The following is a 15,893-nucleotide window of genomic DNA, read 5'->3' on the forward strand; positions in this document are numbered from 1 at the left end:
CTTCCTATTTTAACACAAATTCCAGAGCCGGTAAAAGAAAAGCCCGCCGCGCAAAACCTCTGCGGGGCGGGAAGCTGTAATTCCATGCAGAAATCACTATATTACGAGAGTCGCTTCAGCCGGGCAATATAGAATCCGTCGCTTCCGAAATGATGGGGAAGCAGCTGTATTCCATCGCCTGCGGCAATTGCGGTTCCCTCAAGCCGTTCCCAGACGGCGGTCTTGAAGCTGACCGGAGCGAATCCGGGATTATGCTCCAGGAAATCCCTGACAATCCGGCTGTTCTCCGCCTGCTCGGTAGTGCAGGTGCTGTAGACCAGCACACCGCCAGGCTTCAGGAGCCCGGCGACCGACTGCAGCAGTTCATGCTGCAGCGCAGCTACGCTGTCCACATCTCCGGGCTGCTTCCGCCACTTCAGATCCGGCTTGCGCCGGATCACCCCAAGCCCCGAGCAAGGGGCATCCAGCAGAATCCGGTCGAAGGATTCCGGTTGAAGAGCAGCACCCAGCTGCAGTGCGTCGCCGCTTAAGGTAGCAATGCATTCCAGACCCAGACGGGCCGCCTGATCTGCGATAAGCTTCGCCTTATGCTCATGCAGATCATTGGCCAGTATAGATCCTTCGTCCTTCATCATCTCGCCCATATGCGCGCTTTTGCCTCCGGGAGCGGCGCAGCAGTCCAGCACCTTCATTCCTGCTACAGGGTCTACAACTTCAGCCACCAGCATGGAGCTTTCATCCTGCACTGAGAGATATCCGTCCCTGTACCAGGAAGTCAGAGCCATATTGCCGCCGCCCTTGACAATCAGCCCGAAGGGGCTAACCTTCGATTCAGAGGCCTCAAGACCCGCTTCGAGCATCTCGGCCAGCAGCGCCTCACGGCTGATCATAGTTGTATTGACGCGGACACTGACCGCAGGCGCTTCGTTATTCGCAGCACACATGGCCTCCGCCGTGTCTGTGCCATATTCCGCAGACCAGCGCTGTACCATCCAGAGCGGATGGGAATGAACAATAGAGATCCGCTCTTCCCTGCTGAGCCCCTCCGGCAACACCGGCAGTTCCCCGGCCCGCAGCACGCTGCGAAGCACGCCGTTAACCATGCCGGAGATACCCTGATGGCCGTGTTTCTTGGCTATATTCACAGCCTCATTAACGGCTGCATGCGAAGGAACCCGGTCCAGATACATAATCTGGTACAGGCTCAGACGCAGCAGATTACGCACCCAAGGCTGAAGCTTAGCTACTCCCTTGCTCACAAAACCCTCCAGAACATAATCCAGAGTAATCATCCGTGAGATCGTGCCATACACCAGCTCCGTAGCCAGTCCGGTATCTTCACGGCTGAGAGCGCCTTTCTGCAGGCTGCTGCCGAGCAGCAGATTGCTGTAGGCCCCCTGCTGCTCTACGCGGACAAGAACATCAAGCGCAACCTCGCGTGCAGAAGCTGCCGCCGGCGGTTTGCCGCCCGGCTTCATCTTGCCTGCTCCTCTGGCTTGACCACCCGGAGCTGAGCTCCCGGAAGCCGCTGACCTGTTGCCGCCAGTGGGATTACGCGGTCCGCCGCCTTTGCCGCCCGCGCTCACCCCAGCACCGTGCCGGGCTTAAGACTTGCGCCGCGGCTGAAATCTGCCGCACTCATCGCTTTTTTGCCGGCAGGCTGTACGGTTGTCAGCAGGAGAATCCCGTCGCCGGTCTTCACTTCAACCCCTCGTTCGCTTACAGACAGCACTGTACCCGGAGCAGCATTGCCGCCGGCGGAACTGCCGTTATCCGGCTTCGCCGCCGCCCATACCTTGAAGGTCTCGTCATTCCATAGGGTGAAGGCACCCGAGAATGGTACCAGCCCGCGGATACGGTTATAGGTTGCCAGTGACCCGGCTGTCCAGTCGATCCGTTCATCTTCGCGGCTGAGATTTGGCGCATAAGTTGCTTCGCTGTCATTCTGCACCGTCGCCTCTACACGTCCAGCCGCGAGGCGCGGCATTTCCGCCTTCAGTAAATCACGTCCGGCAATGCTCAGCTTCCCGAACATGGTGCCTGAGGTATCCTCGTCTTCAATCGGCACCTCTACCCGCGAGATCATATCTCCGGTATCCAGTCCTTCCGCCATATACATCAGCGTCACACCCGTTACCTTCTCACCGTTAATGATGCAGCGCTGGATCGGGGCGCCTCCGCGGTATTTCGGCAGCAGTGAGCCATGGACATTCACACATCCGTTCTTCGGCAGCTCCAGCACACTCTTCGGCAGAATCTGCCCGTAAGCCGCTGTAACAATCAGATCCGGCTCATAGGCAGCCAGTTCAGCTACCGCCTCCGGGCGCCGCATCCGTTCCGGCTGAAGAACCGGCAAGCCCAGTTCAAGTGCAGCCTCTTTCACAGGTGAAGGGGCAAGCGTCTTCTTGCGGCCTTGCGGACGGTCCGGCTGGGTAACCACAGCGACTACCTCATAGCCCTCCTCCAGCAGCATCCGCAGGGAGGGTACCGCAAAAGCCGGCGTTCCCATGAACACTATCTTCATTTCATTCACTCCTCAGTTTCACTGCGTTCAGCTGTATACTCATATACCTTCTCGGCGATATCCGTGAACAGCACACCGTTCAGGTGATCGATTTCATGCTGAAATGCCCGTGCAAGCAATCCGCTTCCGGTAATTGTAACTTCGTTGCCTTCACGGTCCAGACCGCGTACGGTTACTGTCTCTGCACGGCGTACATCGCCGTTCAGGCCGGGGATACTCAGGCAGCCTTCAGGTCCGAACTGCTCCCCGTCCATGCTGACAATCTCAGGGTTAATCAGCTTGATCAATCCATGCTCTTCATCGGCATCGATTACGATTAGACGCTTTAGAATTCCAACCTGCGGAGCTGCGAGACCAACACCTTCCGCGTCATACATCGTATCTGCCATATCGTCGAGCAGTTTTTGCACATTGGGGGTTAATGTTGTTACGGTCTTAGCTTTCTTGTGTAATACTTCATCCGGTTCTTTCACGATCAGCCTGATTGCCATTACAAAAACACCATCCTTGTTCTGAACATGTCTATAGTATATAAAATGAAATCATTCTTTCATTTCATAGTAAAACACCTTACCCATTGTAACACGCCGGGAGATTACATCAACATCTGCGGGTCCACATCAATGCTGATCTGCAGTCCTTTGTCACGGACAGAGTCCTCCAGCTCCTCGGCCACCTGACGGGCCAGTCCGATCGCATCAATCGCACCGCGCCATTTGATAATACACTGGAATCTGTAACGGCCTTTGAGCCGAGGCAAGGGTGACGCTACAGGACCCAGCAGATCCAGTGCATCCGAGGAGAGCTTGTCCAGACTGCCATACCAGCGCAGCTGCCTTGCTTTGCCCTGGATATTCAGGGCATAATTCTCCGCCAGCTTCAGCAGCAGCGGAAGCTGCTCATGCGACAGCGTAACCAGAATCAGCCGGCAATAGGGCGGATAATGCAGCTCCTTGCGGTGCTTAAGCTCATCACGCACGAACGATCTGTAATCATGTCCGCTGGCATGGATGATCGAATAATGCTCAGGTGTATAAGACTGCACAACCACTTCGCCGGGCAGCTGATGTCTGCCCGCTCTTCCGGCTACCTGTGTGAGCAGCTGGAACGTCTTCTCCGCCGCCCGGAAATCCGGCAGGTTCAGCGCCGAGTCCGCAGTGATGACACCGACCAGTGTAACATCGGGGAAGTCAAGTCCCTTAGCCACCATCTGCGTTCCCAGCAGTACATCGGCCTTCTTGTCTCTGAACTGATTCAGCAGCTTCTCATGTGAACCCTTCTCCGTGGTTGTATCCACATCCATACGGATGACGCGGATACCGGGAAACAGCTTGCCCAGCTCCTCTTCGACCCGCTGGGTCCCTGTCCCGAAGAAGCGGATATGCTCGCTGCCGCATTCGGGGCACAGCTTAGGTGCAGGCTCGGCATGGCCGCAGTAATGGCAGCGCAGATTGTCGCTGCGGCTATGATAGGTCAGCGAGATATCGCATTCGGGACAACCGGCAACATATCCGCAGCTCCGGCACATGACGAAGGTGGAGAACCCTCTGCGGTTCAAGAGAAGTACCGTCTGCTCTCCGCGTTCCAGCCTGCTCACCAGCGCAGCATGCAGCCTGCGGCTGAACATCGAGCGGTTGCCTTCCTTCAGCTCATCGCGCATATCAACCACTGCCACCTTGGGCAGCTCGTTACCGAGAGCGCGGCTAGGCATCTCCAGCAGAATAGGGGAGAAATGAATATCGCTCTGTGATCTGGCTGCGTGATAGCTCTCCAGCGAAGGCGTAGCCGAGCCCAGAATCACTACTGCCCCGCCCTGTTCAGCCCGGCGGACCGCGACATCACGGGCATGGTATTTCGGATTTTCTTCCTGCTTATAGGAGCCCTCATGCTCTTCATCCATAATAATGAGGCCCAGATTGGCGAAGGGAGCAAACACTGCCGAGCGTGCGCCGACAGCAACCATCGCTTTGCCCTCACGGATCTTGCGCCATTCGTCGTAGCGTTCACCGACAGACAGCCGGCTGTGCATTACTGCCACCCCGCTGCCGAACCGGCCTTTGAACCGTTCAACCATCTGTGGAGTCAGGGCAATTTCCGGCACCAGCACTACAGCCTGACGCCCTTGCTCCACACAGCGCTGAATGCACTGCAGATAAATCTCCGTCTTCCCGCTGCCCGTTACCCCGTGCAATAAAAAGACTTCATGCGTTTGCTGCTCTACAGTTCCCACAATCCGCTTATAGACAACCTCTTGCTCCGCTGTCAGCGGCAAGGGTGTACTCGGCTTGAAATCGCGTCCCTGATAGGGGTCGCGGTATACTTCAATTTCACTAATCTCAATATACCCTTTGTCCTCCAGAGCCTTAACCGTGCCGGCCGTAACCTGAAGAACCGACAGCACATCCTTGAGCGGCATGGGAAGTGTTGCCTCCATATCGATCAGGAAGGACAGCACTTCCTTCTGGCGCGCCGAACGCGCCGGGAAGCCGGACAGGGATTCGCGTGCTGCAGAGAGGCCTATGGCCAAATCAACGGCCTTCAGCTTCTTCTTGCCCATCTTGTCCTTGATCGACTGGCTCTCCGCCAGCACACCGCGCCGCACCATGAACTTTACAGTCTCAGCAGCCTCCGGGAAGGTGCGGGTCAGCAGCTTCATGGATACTTCCCCGTGGCGTCTGACGAAGTCAGTAATCTCCTGCTCTTCGTTGTCAGCCTCCAGGAAAAGCGGAAACAGCTCATCTCCGGGAGTATGGGCTGCTGCCTCTGCATCACCCAGCGAGATCAGCCGCTCGGCTTTGCCCTTCAGGGCAGTCGGAAGCATAGCCTGCAGTGCGGAGATCCGTCTGCAGGCATATCTTTGGCTCATCCAGTCGCCCAGCTCTACCAGCTCCGGCGACAGCGGAGGCAGCAGATCGAGCACTTCCACAATCGGCTTCATTCTTGATACACTGCCGGTCTCTCCCGACTCCAGGGATACAACAAAGCCCTGAACGGTCCGGGGTCCAAACGGAACCGCCACTCTGCTGCCTACTTCAATCCAAAGCTTCAGTGAATCGGGAATCAAATAATCAAACGGCCGGTCGGTGCTGCGCACAGGAACATCGACAATGACCTTAGCAATATCCATTATAACAAGGCTCCGGCAACACGCTCAGCGGCGAGCTGCAGCACCCGGCGCGCTACCTCATCCTTGGAAGCTAAGGGAAGATCCAGTACCAGGCCGTCTGCATCATAGACTGACACAATGTTGGTATCGGTGCCGAATCCGGCACCTTCCACTGCAACATCGTTGGCTACGATCAGGTCAAGATTCTTGCGCACCAGCTTGTCTTTGGCGTAATATTCCGCATTTCCGGTTTCCGCGGCAAACCCGATCAGGAACTGCTTATCCTTCATTTTGCCGAGACTCTCCAGAATATCGGTAGTCTTCACCAGTTCAAGGGTCATGGTGTCACCGCTCTTTTTGATTTTGGACTCCGCGCTGTGTCTCGGGCGGTAATCTGCGACAGCTGCCGCTTTAATGAGGATGTCGCAATCGGCCCAGCGCTCCGTGACCGCTTCATACATATCCTGCGCCGATTCCACGCGGACCAGTCGGATATCGGCATCGCGCGGCGGCGCTTCATCCGTACGCGCGGCGATCAAGGTAACCTCTGCCCCCATGGCGCGTGCTGCCCGTGCCAGCGCGAAGCCCATTTTTCCGGAGGAATCATTGGAAATGTAACGGACAGGATCGATACGTTCTACCGTACCGCCAGCGGTAACAACTACCTTTTTACCAGCGAGCGGCCCGGATTTCTTGTCGTTCTGCAGCGCAAAGAAGTTCTCCACAACCTTCACGATCGCTTCCGGCTCTTCCAGCCGCCCTTTGCCCACGTAACCGCAGGCCAGCAGTCCTTCGCCCGGTTCAATAAAGTGTACCCCCCGGTTGTAGAGTGTATCGATATTGCTCAATACCGCCGGATGCTGATACATATGAACATTCATCGCAGGGGCTACCATTACAGGAGCTGTAGCGGCAAGCAGTGTAGTAGACAGCATATCATCTGCCAGTCCATGCGCCATTTTGGCAATAATATTCGCGGTAGCCGGTGCGATCAGGACCAGATCGGCCGAATCCGCCAGATCAATATGTGAGATGGAGGACGGGTCGCGTTCCTGAAAAGTATCGCTGTATACCACTTGCTTCGACAATGACTGCAGTGTCAACTCCGTAATGAACTGCTTGGCCGACGCTGTCATGATGACATGAACCTCGGCGCCTTGCTGGGTAAGCTTGCTGGTCAGGGCCGCCGCCTTATAGGCAGCAATGCCTCCTGTAATTCCGAGTATAATCGACTTTCCTTGTAAACTCTTCAAACTGATCTCCCCCCTGTACCTCAATCTGTGCCCATTGTATATGCCGCTATGAAAAGAAGAAATGAAAATCTTCATATTTACGTCAAAAGGAAGCTGTATAGATTTCATTTAGTTTTTTGAATAAAGGAACTAAATTCCCTTATAAATAGAGAAAAAAATAACAACCTTCCGGTTGTCAGGAACAGCCCGGTGCGGGCTATTATCTATTTCATTGTGCAGCTTAACTGGCTTAACTCAAGAAGAAACGGCTGCGCCATCCCTAAGCGGGATGGTTTCCGTTTCTGCTGTGAGCCTTGAGCCGGAACCTTGAGACTATTCTTCGTCGCCGCGTGTTACGATAATGCGGTCTTCATAGATCTCTTCAAGCGCAACACCAACAAACTTGTGCGATCTCGGGTTCTTGATATCAGTCTTTCCGCCTTCACGGAGCGCTCTAGCCCGGCGGGCTGAAGCGACAACCAGGGAATACTTACTGTCGACCTTGGTCACCAGTTCGTCAATGGATGGATATAGCATGCAGAACACCTCTTCATCTTTTACTATAAATATGAACCAATCCTGTAGAACCTATCATCTCACCTTACAATGTTCGGCGATAATAATGCTTTCTATTCGCTTGCAGGCCAGATCGATCTCGTCATTCACTACTGCGTAATCATAATGCCGGATCAGGCCGATTTCATCCTCTGCAACAGACATGCGGTGATTAATCACATCAGGATGCTCCGTACCGCGTCCGCGGATACGGTCCTTCAACTCGTCCATCGACGGAGGAAGAAGGAAGACAAAGATACCTTCCGGGAATTTGTCTTTGACTTTGAGAGCTCCCTGAACCTCGATTTCCAGAATAATATCTCTTCCGCTCTCGAGTGTTCTCTCCACAAAGTCACGCGGAGTACCGTAATAATTGCCTACGTACTCCGCATATTCGAGCAGCTGGTCACCTTCAATCATGTCCGCGAACTGCTCTCTGGATTTGAAAAAATAATTGACGCCGTTCTCTTCACCTGCACGCGGTGAACGCGTGGTGGCGGAAACGGAATAGACGAGTTCAGGCATCTTCGGCCGCAGCGCAGTGCATACCGTACCTTTGCCGACGCCGGATGGGCCGGATAGTATGATCAGCAATCCTTTTGACATAGTACACTCCATTTGTTGTTATTCGTCGTTATCGTCATCTTTGCTGGATAGGCGGTGAGCAACGGTCTCCGGCTGAACGGCCGAGAGAATGACGTGGTCGCTGTCTGTAATAATGACGGCCCGCGTCCGTCTTCCGTAGGTGGCGTCGATCAGCATATGCCGGTCTCTGGCCTCCTGAATAATTCGTTTGATCGGTGCAGATTCCGGGCTGACAATGGAAATAATGCGGTTGGCCGACACGATATTCCCAAAGCCGATGTTGATTAATTTGATTGCCATGTTCCGGTTGTTCCCCCCATAAGTTACATCTTTGCTTGTTTCAGGTCCCTGTTATTCTAAATTCGCCGCTTGCTCGCGTATCTTCTCAAGCTCCGCCTTCATGTCAAGCGTGAGATTCACGATGTCCAGATGATTGCACTTGGACCCGATGGTGTTGGTCTCCCTGTTCATCTCCTGAATGAGAAAATCAAGTTTGCGCCCTGCAGGTTCACTGCCAAGCAGCAAAGCCCTGCATTGCCCGAAATGACTGTACAGCCGGGTAAGCTCCTCATCTATACTGCAGCGGTCGGCGAAAATAGCAATGTCCATGCCGAATTTATGCTCATCCCACGGGAAGTTCCCGTCATTCAGTCCGCTGAGCCGCTGCCGCAGCTTCTCGCGGTATTCATGCACAACCATAGGCGCAAGCCCGGTTATCCCGGCATGCAGCTCCTCCAGCCGGTCAAGCCGGCGTGACAGGTCAGCAGCCAGATACCCGCCCTCGCGGGCACGCATCTCCAGCAGGGCCTCCAGACTAAGGCGGAGCCCCTTCTCGAGGAGCTCTGCAACTTCTTCAGAGGGAGACGCAGAAGCAGTCGGAATCTCTTCCTTGAATTCCATAACACCGGGCATAGAAAGTATATCACGGAGAGTCAACTCTCCCTGGAATCCATACTCCCGTCTTAAGGCCTCTGCTGCGTCCAGATAGGACTTCACCAGCGTGCGGTTCAGCGCATGCGCGTCAGCCGCACCCTCGGTGAGTTCCCTATTAATGATAACATCTACCCGTCCCCGTTTGATATGGGCTTGAACCAGCCGCCGCACCATATCCTCATAACCCGTCCAATCCCGGGGCATCCGCAGCACAACTTCGCAGTAACGGTTATTCACCGATTTGACTTCGAAACTAATCTTGTGTCCACCGAATTGCAGGGATGACTGACCGTATCCGGTCATACTAAATGACAACGGAATCACATCCATTACACTATTGTAATTGATTCTTACTAGCGAAACAAGGGGGACAATCTGCGTCCCTGCTTCGCCCAGACATACTCCAGCAGCTGTACACTCATATCATAGAACATAAAGGGTGTAATCAGATAGATGCCGTTAAAATGCGCAGTCGCCGCATCCAGCAGCTCCTTGGCGATAAGAACGCCTTCCGCGCGCCCCGCTTCGCCTTCCAGTCCCTGCATGCGGCTGCGGACCTCGGGGGAGAGCTGAATTCCCGGAACCTCATTATGGAGATATTCAGCGTTCCGGCCGCTGGCCAGCGGCATGATTCCGATAAAGATCGGAATATCCAGATGCTCTGTGGCTTTGGCAATCCGGGCAATTAATTCAGGATCATAGACAGGCTGGGTCATAATGTAATCCGCACCGGATGCGATCTTCTTCTCCAGCCGCTCCACCGCCTTGTCCAAGTGCTTGACGTTGGGATTAAACGCAGCACCGATCACGAACTTCGCCTTCTGTTTGAGCGGCTTGCCCGAGAAGGCTACACCGTCATTCAGCTGCCTGATCATACGTATGATTTCAAAAGAAGTCAGATCATAAATCGAACTGGACCCGGGCAGATCACCGAAACGCGCAGGATCACCGGTTACCGCCAGGACATGGTCAATGCCAAGGGCATCAAAGCCCATTAAATGCGACTGGGTACCAATCAGATTGCGGTCCCGGCAGGCAATATGCACCAGCGGCCGCAAGCCCGTACGTGCCTGAACCAGATGTCCCAGTGCCATATTGCTCATCCGGGTAACAGCGAGCGAGTTGTCTGCCAGTGTCAGCGCATCCGCACCGGCTCTGCGCAGCGCTTCTGCTCCCCGCATGAACTTCGCGATGTCCAAATCACGCGGCGGGTCAAGCTCTACGATTACCGTATGCCGTTCCTTGACCAGATCCACAAGTGTCGGTTCAGCTCCGCCCTGTCCTTCATCCTCGCTCAAATGCTCATGTACAGAAATCCGTTCTGCCATTCTATGTTCATCAAGCTCCGGAAGCGGCGTAACCGTGTACTCCTTGAGTGCAGCGGAAATTTCCGCAATATGCCGGGGAGTGGTGCCGCAGCATCCTCCGATGATCCGGCTGCCCATATCCGCGAAGACCGGAGCCATCTGGCCGAAATATTCCGGTGATGCCCCATAGCGGTACTGGCCGTCCACATAATCTGCTACCCCCGCATTGGGATAGATCGATACCGGAAGCACAAGCCGCCCCTGAAGAGTGCCCAGCGCACGCTTGATGCCGTTCGGTCCGGTGTTGCAGTTGAAGCCGATGACATCTGCCCCGTCCTGTTCCAGAATGCGGAACGCCTCAGGCAGTGTCAGCCCGTCCAGTGTGCGCGCCGAGTCATCTACAGCCAGCTGGCAGATTACAGGAAGCCCGCTGAGCTTGCGGACGGTTCTGAGTGCCAGGTGAAGCTCTTCCACATCATAAAAGGTCTCCAGCATGATACCGTCCGGCTGCTCTTCCAGCAGCGCAGCAATCTGCTGCGAGAAAAACCGCTTAAGCTCAGCCGAGGACAAATTAGCCCGTTTGCCGGCGCGTATAGATCCCACAGCCCCGACTACATAGCCGGTCTCTCCGGCGGCAGTGCGGGCAATTCTTATCCCGGCACGGTTGATCTCGGCAACCTTCGATTCCAGCCCGAATTTGGAGAGCTTATCATAGTTTGCCGAATATGTGTTACTCTCCAGCAGGACAGAACCGGCCTCCATATAGCTCCGGTGCACATCCTCAATCACCTCCGGAGAGGTCAGATTTAATTCCTCATAGGAGATGCCTACAGGGAAACCCTTTTGATATAAAAAGGTTCCCATCGCTCCGTCTCCGACCAATACGTTATTCTCCCATGCAGAACGCAAATCCGGCTTCACCGCAAGAACCTCCCCTTTTTTGTCATTAGTTTCATACTAATGTAACATAAAACGGGATGGATGATAAGCTTTGATCAGCGGAAACAGACGCCCTTTGCATGGCATACCGGCAAATGATTCATACTACTCCTATTCTTTTACAGAGGAGCCTGTCCAATGAAAAAAAACACCCGTAAGTTGCTGCTGCGCAAATATGCTGTCATCCTGCTGCTGTCCGCCCTCTCGCTGCTGTATTTGTATCTGGGGGATTGGCTTTTCGGGTACGGGCTGGATAATATCGGCTACATTTTCGATTACCTGCTCTATACTGCTTCCGAGAAGCTGACCGCAACAGTGCTGATCCTCTGCATGATCGTGCCGGATGCCGTCTACTGGATACGCGGAACTCAGCCCGGACGCGGTGCAGAGAAATGAGCCCGGACTGCCGCCATCACCACCAGCACCGCCGGAACAACCAGCATGAAAAAAGGATACACCAAATATAAAAGACCTCCGCCCTCATCCAGATGCTCTGTAAAGCTGCGGGCATCCAGCATGGAGGTGAACAGAATAATCAGCGCACAAGGATACAGCATCCGGCGGAAAGGCATATGGAACAGCTCCGAAATACCGACCAGTGCAGCGGCAAAGAACACAGCCATTTTGAAAAACACCCCGATAATCAGCACCATCACTACAAATATATCCACACGCTGGATGAAATCCGAGATCGAAATCTTGCTGATCGTCGGCATCAGCGGCAGCGGCGAGCGCTCCACAATATCCTCACCCAGGACTGAAATATTCAAGGCCATAGTGAAGCTGAGCAGAATGGCGGAGAAGAGGATACCGGCGGCGATGACCCATGGTCCTTTTTTGACACTGGACAAATAGGGCATCAGCATGGTGAAGCAAACCATCTCACCGAACGGAAACATGTAATTCTGATGCGCCACCGAGACCAGCACAGGCTGGAGGCCATTCTCGAGCACGGGCAGCAGTCTGTGCAAATTGATAGACCCCGAGAGCACCAGCATAATTGTGCCGAACAAGCCGATCAGCATCACGACAAGCGCAAAAACCACCGAAGTCCTGCTCAGCACCTCCACGCCTTTATGCAGCACATACGCCCCCGAGAGCACCATCAGCGTGCTGAGAATAAACAGCGGAGTGTTGTGCATGGTTGCCATAGCGAGCATAGTGCTGCCATCGCGCAAATCCCGGGCGGCAAGGTTAATGTAGAGAATGATGTACAGTATGGCCACCGGGGTTCCGATATATTTGCCGAGCAATTGCCGCGTATAGGCGGTAAATGGCATGTCGGGGTGCTTGCGGTACAGATAGGCATAACCCGTGAACACGATCAGACCGGCCACACAGCCGACCAGAATCGAGAGCCAGGCATCCCTGCCGGACTCCATGCCCAGATTGACAACCAGTGCCGTTCCCAGCTCAAACAAAACGGTCAAGCAGAAGAACTGGCCCAGTCCGATTTTGATCGTCCCCATATGTAGACCTCCCCGGATTTATTTGTTGATCTGAAAAGAGTTGCTGCGCATATCCGTATGCCGGATGACGGCATCTGCGTCAAATTGGACTTCACAGGCTGCGAAAATATCCTCCCAATGATCCTTGACCTGCTTCCAGCCGCGCGGATGGCTCCGCTGCAGCACCTGGCCGAAGCCGAGATAATCGCTTTTGAACTCCCGGGCTGAAGCAATTGCTGCCTTAATCTGCTTGATCGTTTCCTCGGTCAGCTGTTCAGACAATCCCTCCAGTACCTCCGGTGAAGTAAGGTCCAGGGAATTGGCAGATTCCTTAATCGCAGCCTGTTGTCTGATTTTCACGATAATGACCGGATGCTCCGGATCTGTAACAGCCGCCTTCAAGGTTACCTGGGACTGATAGACATTGAAAGACAGATAGCCGTCTTCTTTGTCCTTGATTACAACGGGAAACTCTTTGATTTTGTTATGCAAAAGAACGGTGCCCAGTGCGGCGTCGCCGTCCAGCCAGCCTTTCATCTTATCGTCCTTGAACGCTGCCAGTCCTGAAATTCTCAGAATGGTCTTGGGTGAAATGCTTTTCAGGTTATCGTTGGTGTCTGCGCCCTCCCTGCTTCCGCTCGTAAACACCCCATTGATAATAGGTCCGCCTCCTGTGAGCTGAACCCCGCGGATCACATCATCCACCTCCATCCGGAAGTTGTAGCCGAACTGCTTCGAGGTTGTCTCCAGCTTCTCCACCAGATCATTCACAGGGATTTTGCTGAACACAGTCATCGTCGACATCAGTTCATGCGCCGGCTGTCCTTTGGCGATAAAGATCAGACTGGTTAGCCTGGTATCACTCTCCCGCTCCAGCACATCCAGGATATCCTTGATTCCGTCGCGGGCGAGCTCCTCGGACACCACCAGCACCCGTACATGCCCCAGGGATAAGAAACGCGCTGTTTGCCGGGAAGCATCGGCCAGTGCCTCGAACATCGTCCGGCCGGTACCTGTGTACATGGCAACCGGGGAAATGCCCCGGGCATTCTCCCCGGATATTTCCTCAGCAACGATGACCTGAAAAGACAGCCGGTATTTCTCGGCCTCGGTCGGCCCCCGGTCGATGGCTACCCCTGAGACAATGGCCCGTCGGTTAAGCTCCACATTGTCCCAGCAGCCGGTAAGCAGGAGCAGCGGCAGAAGAGCCAGCAGCAGTCCAGGGATGACGGTTATCTTATTCATCAGTTTCATGTTGTTCACCTTCGGCCTGCTGCCTGGCAACGGTATTATTCTTGAGAATGAGCGGAGACAGCTGCTCGTCATAGCCCGTTGTTAGCTGCATGTATTCAGGCAGTTCTGCGCGCATCTGCTGCGGTGATTTGCGGGGGCCCATCAGCCAGAGCGGCAGCCTGAGAATCGTATCCTTCTGCCCTTTGACCGAAAGAGGCACGAACGGGGACAGATAGGGAATGCCGAAGGAACGCAGGCTGTTCATATGTGCCACTAGTACAATCAGTGCCAGCGTAATCCCGTAGAAGCCGAACATGCTTGCCATGATCAGAAAAGCAAACCGGATAAGCCTACCGGCAATCGCCATGTTATACGCCGGAATGGCAAAGCTGGCAATCCCGGTCAACGCTACCACGATAACCATGATCGGTGTAATGATCCCCGCTTCCACCACAGCGGTTCCCAGGATAAGCGCACCGACAACGGATACCGTTTGCCCGATGACACGGGGCATCCGCACTCCGGCTTCCCGGAGAATCTCAAAAGCCGTTTCCATCAGCAGCACCTCCACAAAAGCCGGGAAAGGTACATTCTCCCGCTGCGAGAGCAGATTGATCAGCAGTGTTGTCGGTATCATCTCATAATGATAGGTAGTCAGTGCCAGATAAACGGAAGGGCCGAGAATCAGGACCAGAAAGCTGACATAACGGATGACCCGCATCAAAATGGCGATATCAAAACGCTGGGAATAATCCTCAGCAGACTGAAAAAACTGTGTGAACACTGCCGGAAGGATCAGGACAAACGGGGTGCCGTCGACAATAATGACCACTCTGCCTTCCAGCAGATTACCTGCCGCCACATCCGGCCGTTCCGAATTGTATATGGTAGGAAACGGTGTGAACGTCTTATCCTGAATTAATTCTTCAATGAAGCCCGACTCCAGCACTTCATCTAGGGCTATCTTATGCAGACGTTCCCTGACTTCCCGGATCAGATCTTCCCCGGCTATCCCCTTCATATACATCAGAGCCACATGGGTCTGTGTTTCTGTACCTATCTTCATGTATTCCAGACGCAGCTTGGGCGATTTGATCCGGCGGCGGATCAGTGAGATGTTCGTGGCCACTGACTCTACAAAACCATCCTTCGGCCCCCGGACCACAAGCTGTGAGGAAGGCTCGCTGACCGAGCGCTGCTCTCCGCCCCGGGTCTCGCAGATAATAGCTGTCCGGTATCCCTCCAGCAATATAACGGTGTCGCCTGAGAGAACGGCCAACATGATATCCTTCCATCCCTCCTGAAGTACCGCGTCGCCGATTTCCAGGGCGCGGTTTAGAATCAGCTGCGGAAGGGTGGAGCGTCCGGTGCCGGGCTCTGCGGTGAATATGGGGGCAGACTTAGCAGCGGAGTTAGCAGCAGACTCAGCTGTGGCGTTAATTGCAGCTTCCGCCCGAGCGGCGGTGCCGGAAGCTGCTGCACCGCCATGGCTGGTCTCCGGTGCGGCTTGATCGCTGGCTGTTACCATATCGTCCGAATCGTCCGGGAACAGGTCCTCCGTATTGCCCAGCAGCGAGCCAATCACAAATTCGTTAACGGCCACCGTATCGGCCAATCCGCTGAGGTGGATTGCCGCCGCTTCAATCCGGCGTTCTCCCCCGATCTGGATTCTGCGGACTTTGAGATCCGGACTGCCGCCAAGCTCAGACTGCATAATATCCAGATTCCGGGCAACGTTATCGGACAGATCAGGAGTTCCGCCTTCAGCTGGCCGGTTCGCCGGAGCTGCAGCTGTCTGTTTATGTTTATTGGACCATGACTTCATATCCGCCTCATCCCTCCCATGCTCATGCAGAGTTCTATTATTCGCGGATATCCTTGCCATTATTCGGCTGGGTTCCCGGCGGACTGGAGCTCCCGGGTATCAATGGGCTGAATTGAGATTCTTAAGTTCACGCCGCTTAAATTCACGTCACTTGAATCCACGCCACACCGGCAAAATGTTGTACGTATTACAGCTTTGGCTCATAG

Annotated in this window: 14 protein-coding genes; 1 reads left to right on the forward strand and 13 read right to left on the reverse strand. The window is 54.5% G+C overall.

The genetic code is table 11. The features are described 5' to 3' along the window. Positions 1-101 precede the first annotated feature (101 nt). From rsmB to NSU14_RS16890, 10 genes are all read right to left on the reverse strand, one after another. Positions 102-1,478 (reverse strand): 16S rRNA (cytosine(967)-C(5))-methyltransferase RsmB, encoded by a 1,377-nt coding sequence (gene rsmB / locus NSU14_RS16845; protein ID WP_076245450.1) that lies wholly within the window; start codon positions 1,476-1,478, stop codon positions 102-104. Positions 1,479-1,582: 104 nt separating this feature from the next. Beyond that, a complete protein-coding gene (fmt, locus tag NSU14_RS16850) occupies positions 1,583-2,524 on the reverse strand; it encodes a methionyl-tRNA formyltransferase (RefSeq protein WP_340946353.1) in 942 nt (313 codons plus the stop codon). A gap of 5 nt (positions 2,525-2,529) precedes the next feature. After that, a complete protein-coding gene (gene def / locus NSU14_RS16855; RefSeq protein ID WP_340946355.1) occupies positions 2,530-3,015 on the reverse strand; it encodes a peptide deformylase in 486 nt (161 codons plus the stop codon). Positions 3,016-3,119: 104 nt separating this feature from the next. Beyond that, the gene (gene priA, locus NSU14_RS16860) at positions 3,120-5,651 is read right to left on the reverse strand and encodes a primosomal protein N' (protein WP_042136592.1); all 2,532 of its coding nucleotides are present in this window, start codon (positions 5,649-5,651) and stop codon (positions 3,120-3,122) included. Continuing rightward, complete coding sequence (gene coaBC, locus NSU14_RS16865) at positions 5,651-6,883, reverse strand: bifunctional phosphopantothenoylcysteine decarboxylase/phosphopantothenate--cysteine ligase CoaBC (protein WP_336102793.1); 1,233 nt, start codon at positions 6,881-6,883, stop codon at positions 5,651-5,653. Before coaBC ends, priA begins: the two co-directional genes overlap by 1 nt. 312 nt (positions 6,884-7,195) lie before the next feature. Next, positions 7,196-7,399 carry a DNA-directed RNA polymerase subunit omega gene (gene rpoZ / locus NSU14_RS16870; RefSeq protein WP_042136588.1) on the reverse strand — a complete coding sequence of 68 codons (204 nt, stop codon included), beginning with the start codon at positions 7,397-7,399 and terminating at the stop codon, positions 7,196-7,198. A gap of 54 nt (positions 7,400-7,453) precedes the next feature. Continuing rightward, entirely contained in the window at positions 7,454-8,023 is a 570-nt protein-coding gene (gene gmk / locus NSU14_RS16875) for a guanylate kinase (RefSeq protein WP_039298007.1), read from the reverse strand. An 18-nt stretch (positions 8,024-8,041) separates the two neighbouring features. Then, positions 8,042-8,302, reverse strand: coding sequence for an extracellular matrix/biofilm regulator RemA (remA, locus tag NSU14_RS16880; protein WP_006209218.1), 261 nt, complete (start codon positions 8,300-8,302; stop codon positions 8,042-8,044). Between the two features lie 51 nt (positions 8,303-8,353). Beyond that, positions 8,354-9,250, reverse strand: a complete 897-nt coding sequence (locus NSU14_RS16885) for a YicC/YloC family endoribonuclease (protein ID WP_336102790.1) — start codon at positions 9,248-9,250, stop codon at positions 8,354-8,356. Positions 9,251-9,288: 38 nt separating this feature from the next. Beyond that, entirely contained in the window at positions 9,289-11,163 is a 1,875-nt protein-coding gene (locus tag NSU14_RS16890; protein ID WP_340946361.1) for a bifunctional homocysteine S-methyltransferase/methylenetetrahydrofolate reductase, read from the reverse strand. 156 nt (positions 11,164-11,319) lie between these two features. On the opposite strand from NSU14_RS16890, the gene NSU14_RS16895 reads away from it, so the two are divergent. Then, positions 11,320-11,577 carry a hypothetical protein gene (locus NSU14_RS16895; RefSeq protein ID WP_042136582.1) on the forward strand — a complete coding sequence of 86 codons (258 nt, stop codon included), beginning with the start codon at positions 11,320-11,322 and terminating at the stop codon, positions 11,575-11,577. On the opposite strand, the gene NSU14_RS16900 is transcribed toward NSU14_RS16895, so the two are convergent. Genes NSU14_RS16900 through NSU14_RS16910 form a run of 3 tightly spaced genes read right to left on the reverse strand, consistent with a single transcriptional unit; the run spans position 11,550 to position 15,687 of the window. Next, positions 11,550-12,650 (reverse strand): GerAB/ArcD/ProY family transporter, encoded by a 1,101-nt coding sequence (locus NSU14_RS16900; protein ID WP_042136580.1) that lies wholly within the window; start codon positions 12,648-12,650, stop codon positions 11,550-11,552. The two genes, NSU14_RS16895 and NSU14_RS16900, sit on opposite strands and share 28 nt — an antisense overlap. An 18-nt stretch (positions 12,651-12,668) precedes the next feature. Beyond that, the gene (locus NSU14_RS16905) at positions 12,669-13,883 is read right to left on the reverse strand and encodes a Ger(x)C family spore germination protein (RefSeq protein ID WP_336102832.1); all 1,215 of its coding nucleotides are present in this window, start codon (positions 13,881-13,883) and stop codon (positions 12,669-12,671) included. After that, positions 13,867-15,687: a spore germination protein gene (locus NSU14_RS16910; protein WP_336102787.1), complete on the reverse strand. Its 1,821-nt coding sequence runs from the start codon at positions 15,685-15,687 to the stop codon at positions 13,867-13,869. Before NSU14_RS16910 ends, NSU14_RS16905 begins: the two co-directional genes overlap by 17 nt. Positions 15,688-15,893: the final 206 nt, after the last annotated feature.

This window comes from Paenibacillus sp. FSL R10-2771, from assembly GCF_038000205.1.
Lineage (GTDB): Bacteria > Bacillota > Bacilli > Paenibacillales > Paenibacillaceae > Paenibacillus_AQ > Paenibacillus_AQ phytohabitans.

Bases quoted from the DNA above. Each gene is read 5' to 3' on its own strand.
- rsmB (WP_076245450.1), bottom strand. From the start codon at position 1,478: ATGAAGCCGGGCGGCAAACCGCCGGCGGCAGCTTCTGCACGCGAGGTT.
- fmt (WP_340946353.1), bottom strand. From the start codon at position 2,524: ATGAAGATAGTGTTCATGGGAACGCCGGCTTTTGCGGTACCCTCCCTG.
- def (WP_340946355.1), bottom strand. From the start codon at position 3,015: ATGGCAATCAGGCTGATCGTGAAAGAACCGGATGAAGTATTACACAAG.
- priA (WP_042136592.1), bottom strand. From the start codon at position 5,651: ATGGATATTGCTAAGGTCATTGTCGATGTTCCTGTGCGCAGCACCGAC.
- rpoZ (WP_042136588.1), bottom strand. From the start codon at position 7,399: ATGCTATATCCATCCATTGACGAACTGGTGACCAAGGTCGACAGTAAG.
- gmk (WP_039298007.1), bottom strand. From the start codon at position 8,023: ATGTCAAAAGGATTGCTGATCATACTATCCGGCCCATCCGGCGTCGGC.
- remA (WP_006209218.1), bottom strand. From the start codon at position 8,302: ATGGCAATCAAATTAATCAACATCGGCTTTGGGAATATCGTGTCGGCC.
- NSU14_RS16895 (WP_042136582.1), top strand. From the start codon at position 11,320: ATGAAAAAAAACACCCGTAAGTTGCTGCTGCGCAAATATGCTGTCATC.
- NSU14_RS16900 (WP_042136580.1), bottom strand. From the start codon at position 12,650: ATGGGGACGATCAAAATCGGACTGGGCCAGTTCTTCTGCTTGACCGTT.
- NSU14_RS16905 (WP_336102832.1), bottom strand. From the start codon at position 13,883: ATGAAACTGATGAATAAGATAACCGTCATCCCTGGACTGCTGCTGGCT.
- NSU14_RS16910 (WP_336102787.1), bottom strand. From the start codon at position 15,687: ATGAAGTCATGGTCCAATAAACATAAACAGACAGCTGCAGCTCCGGCG.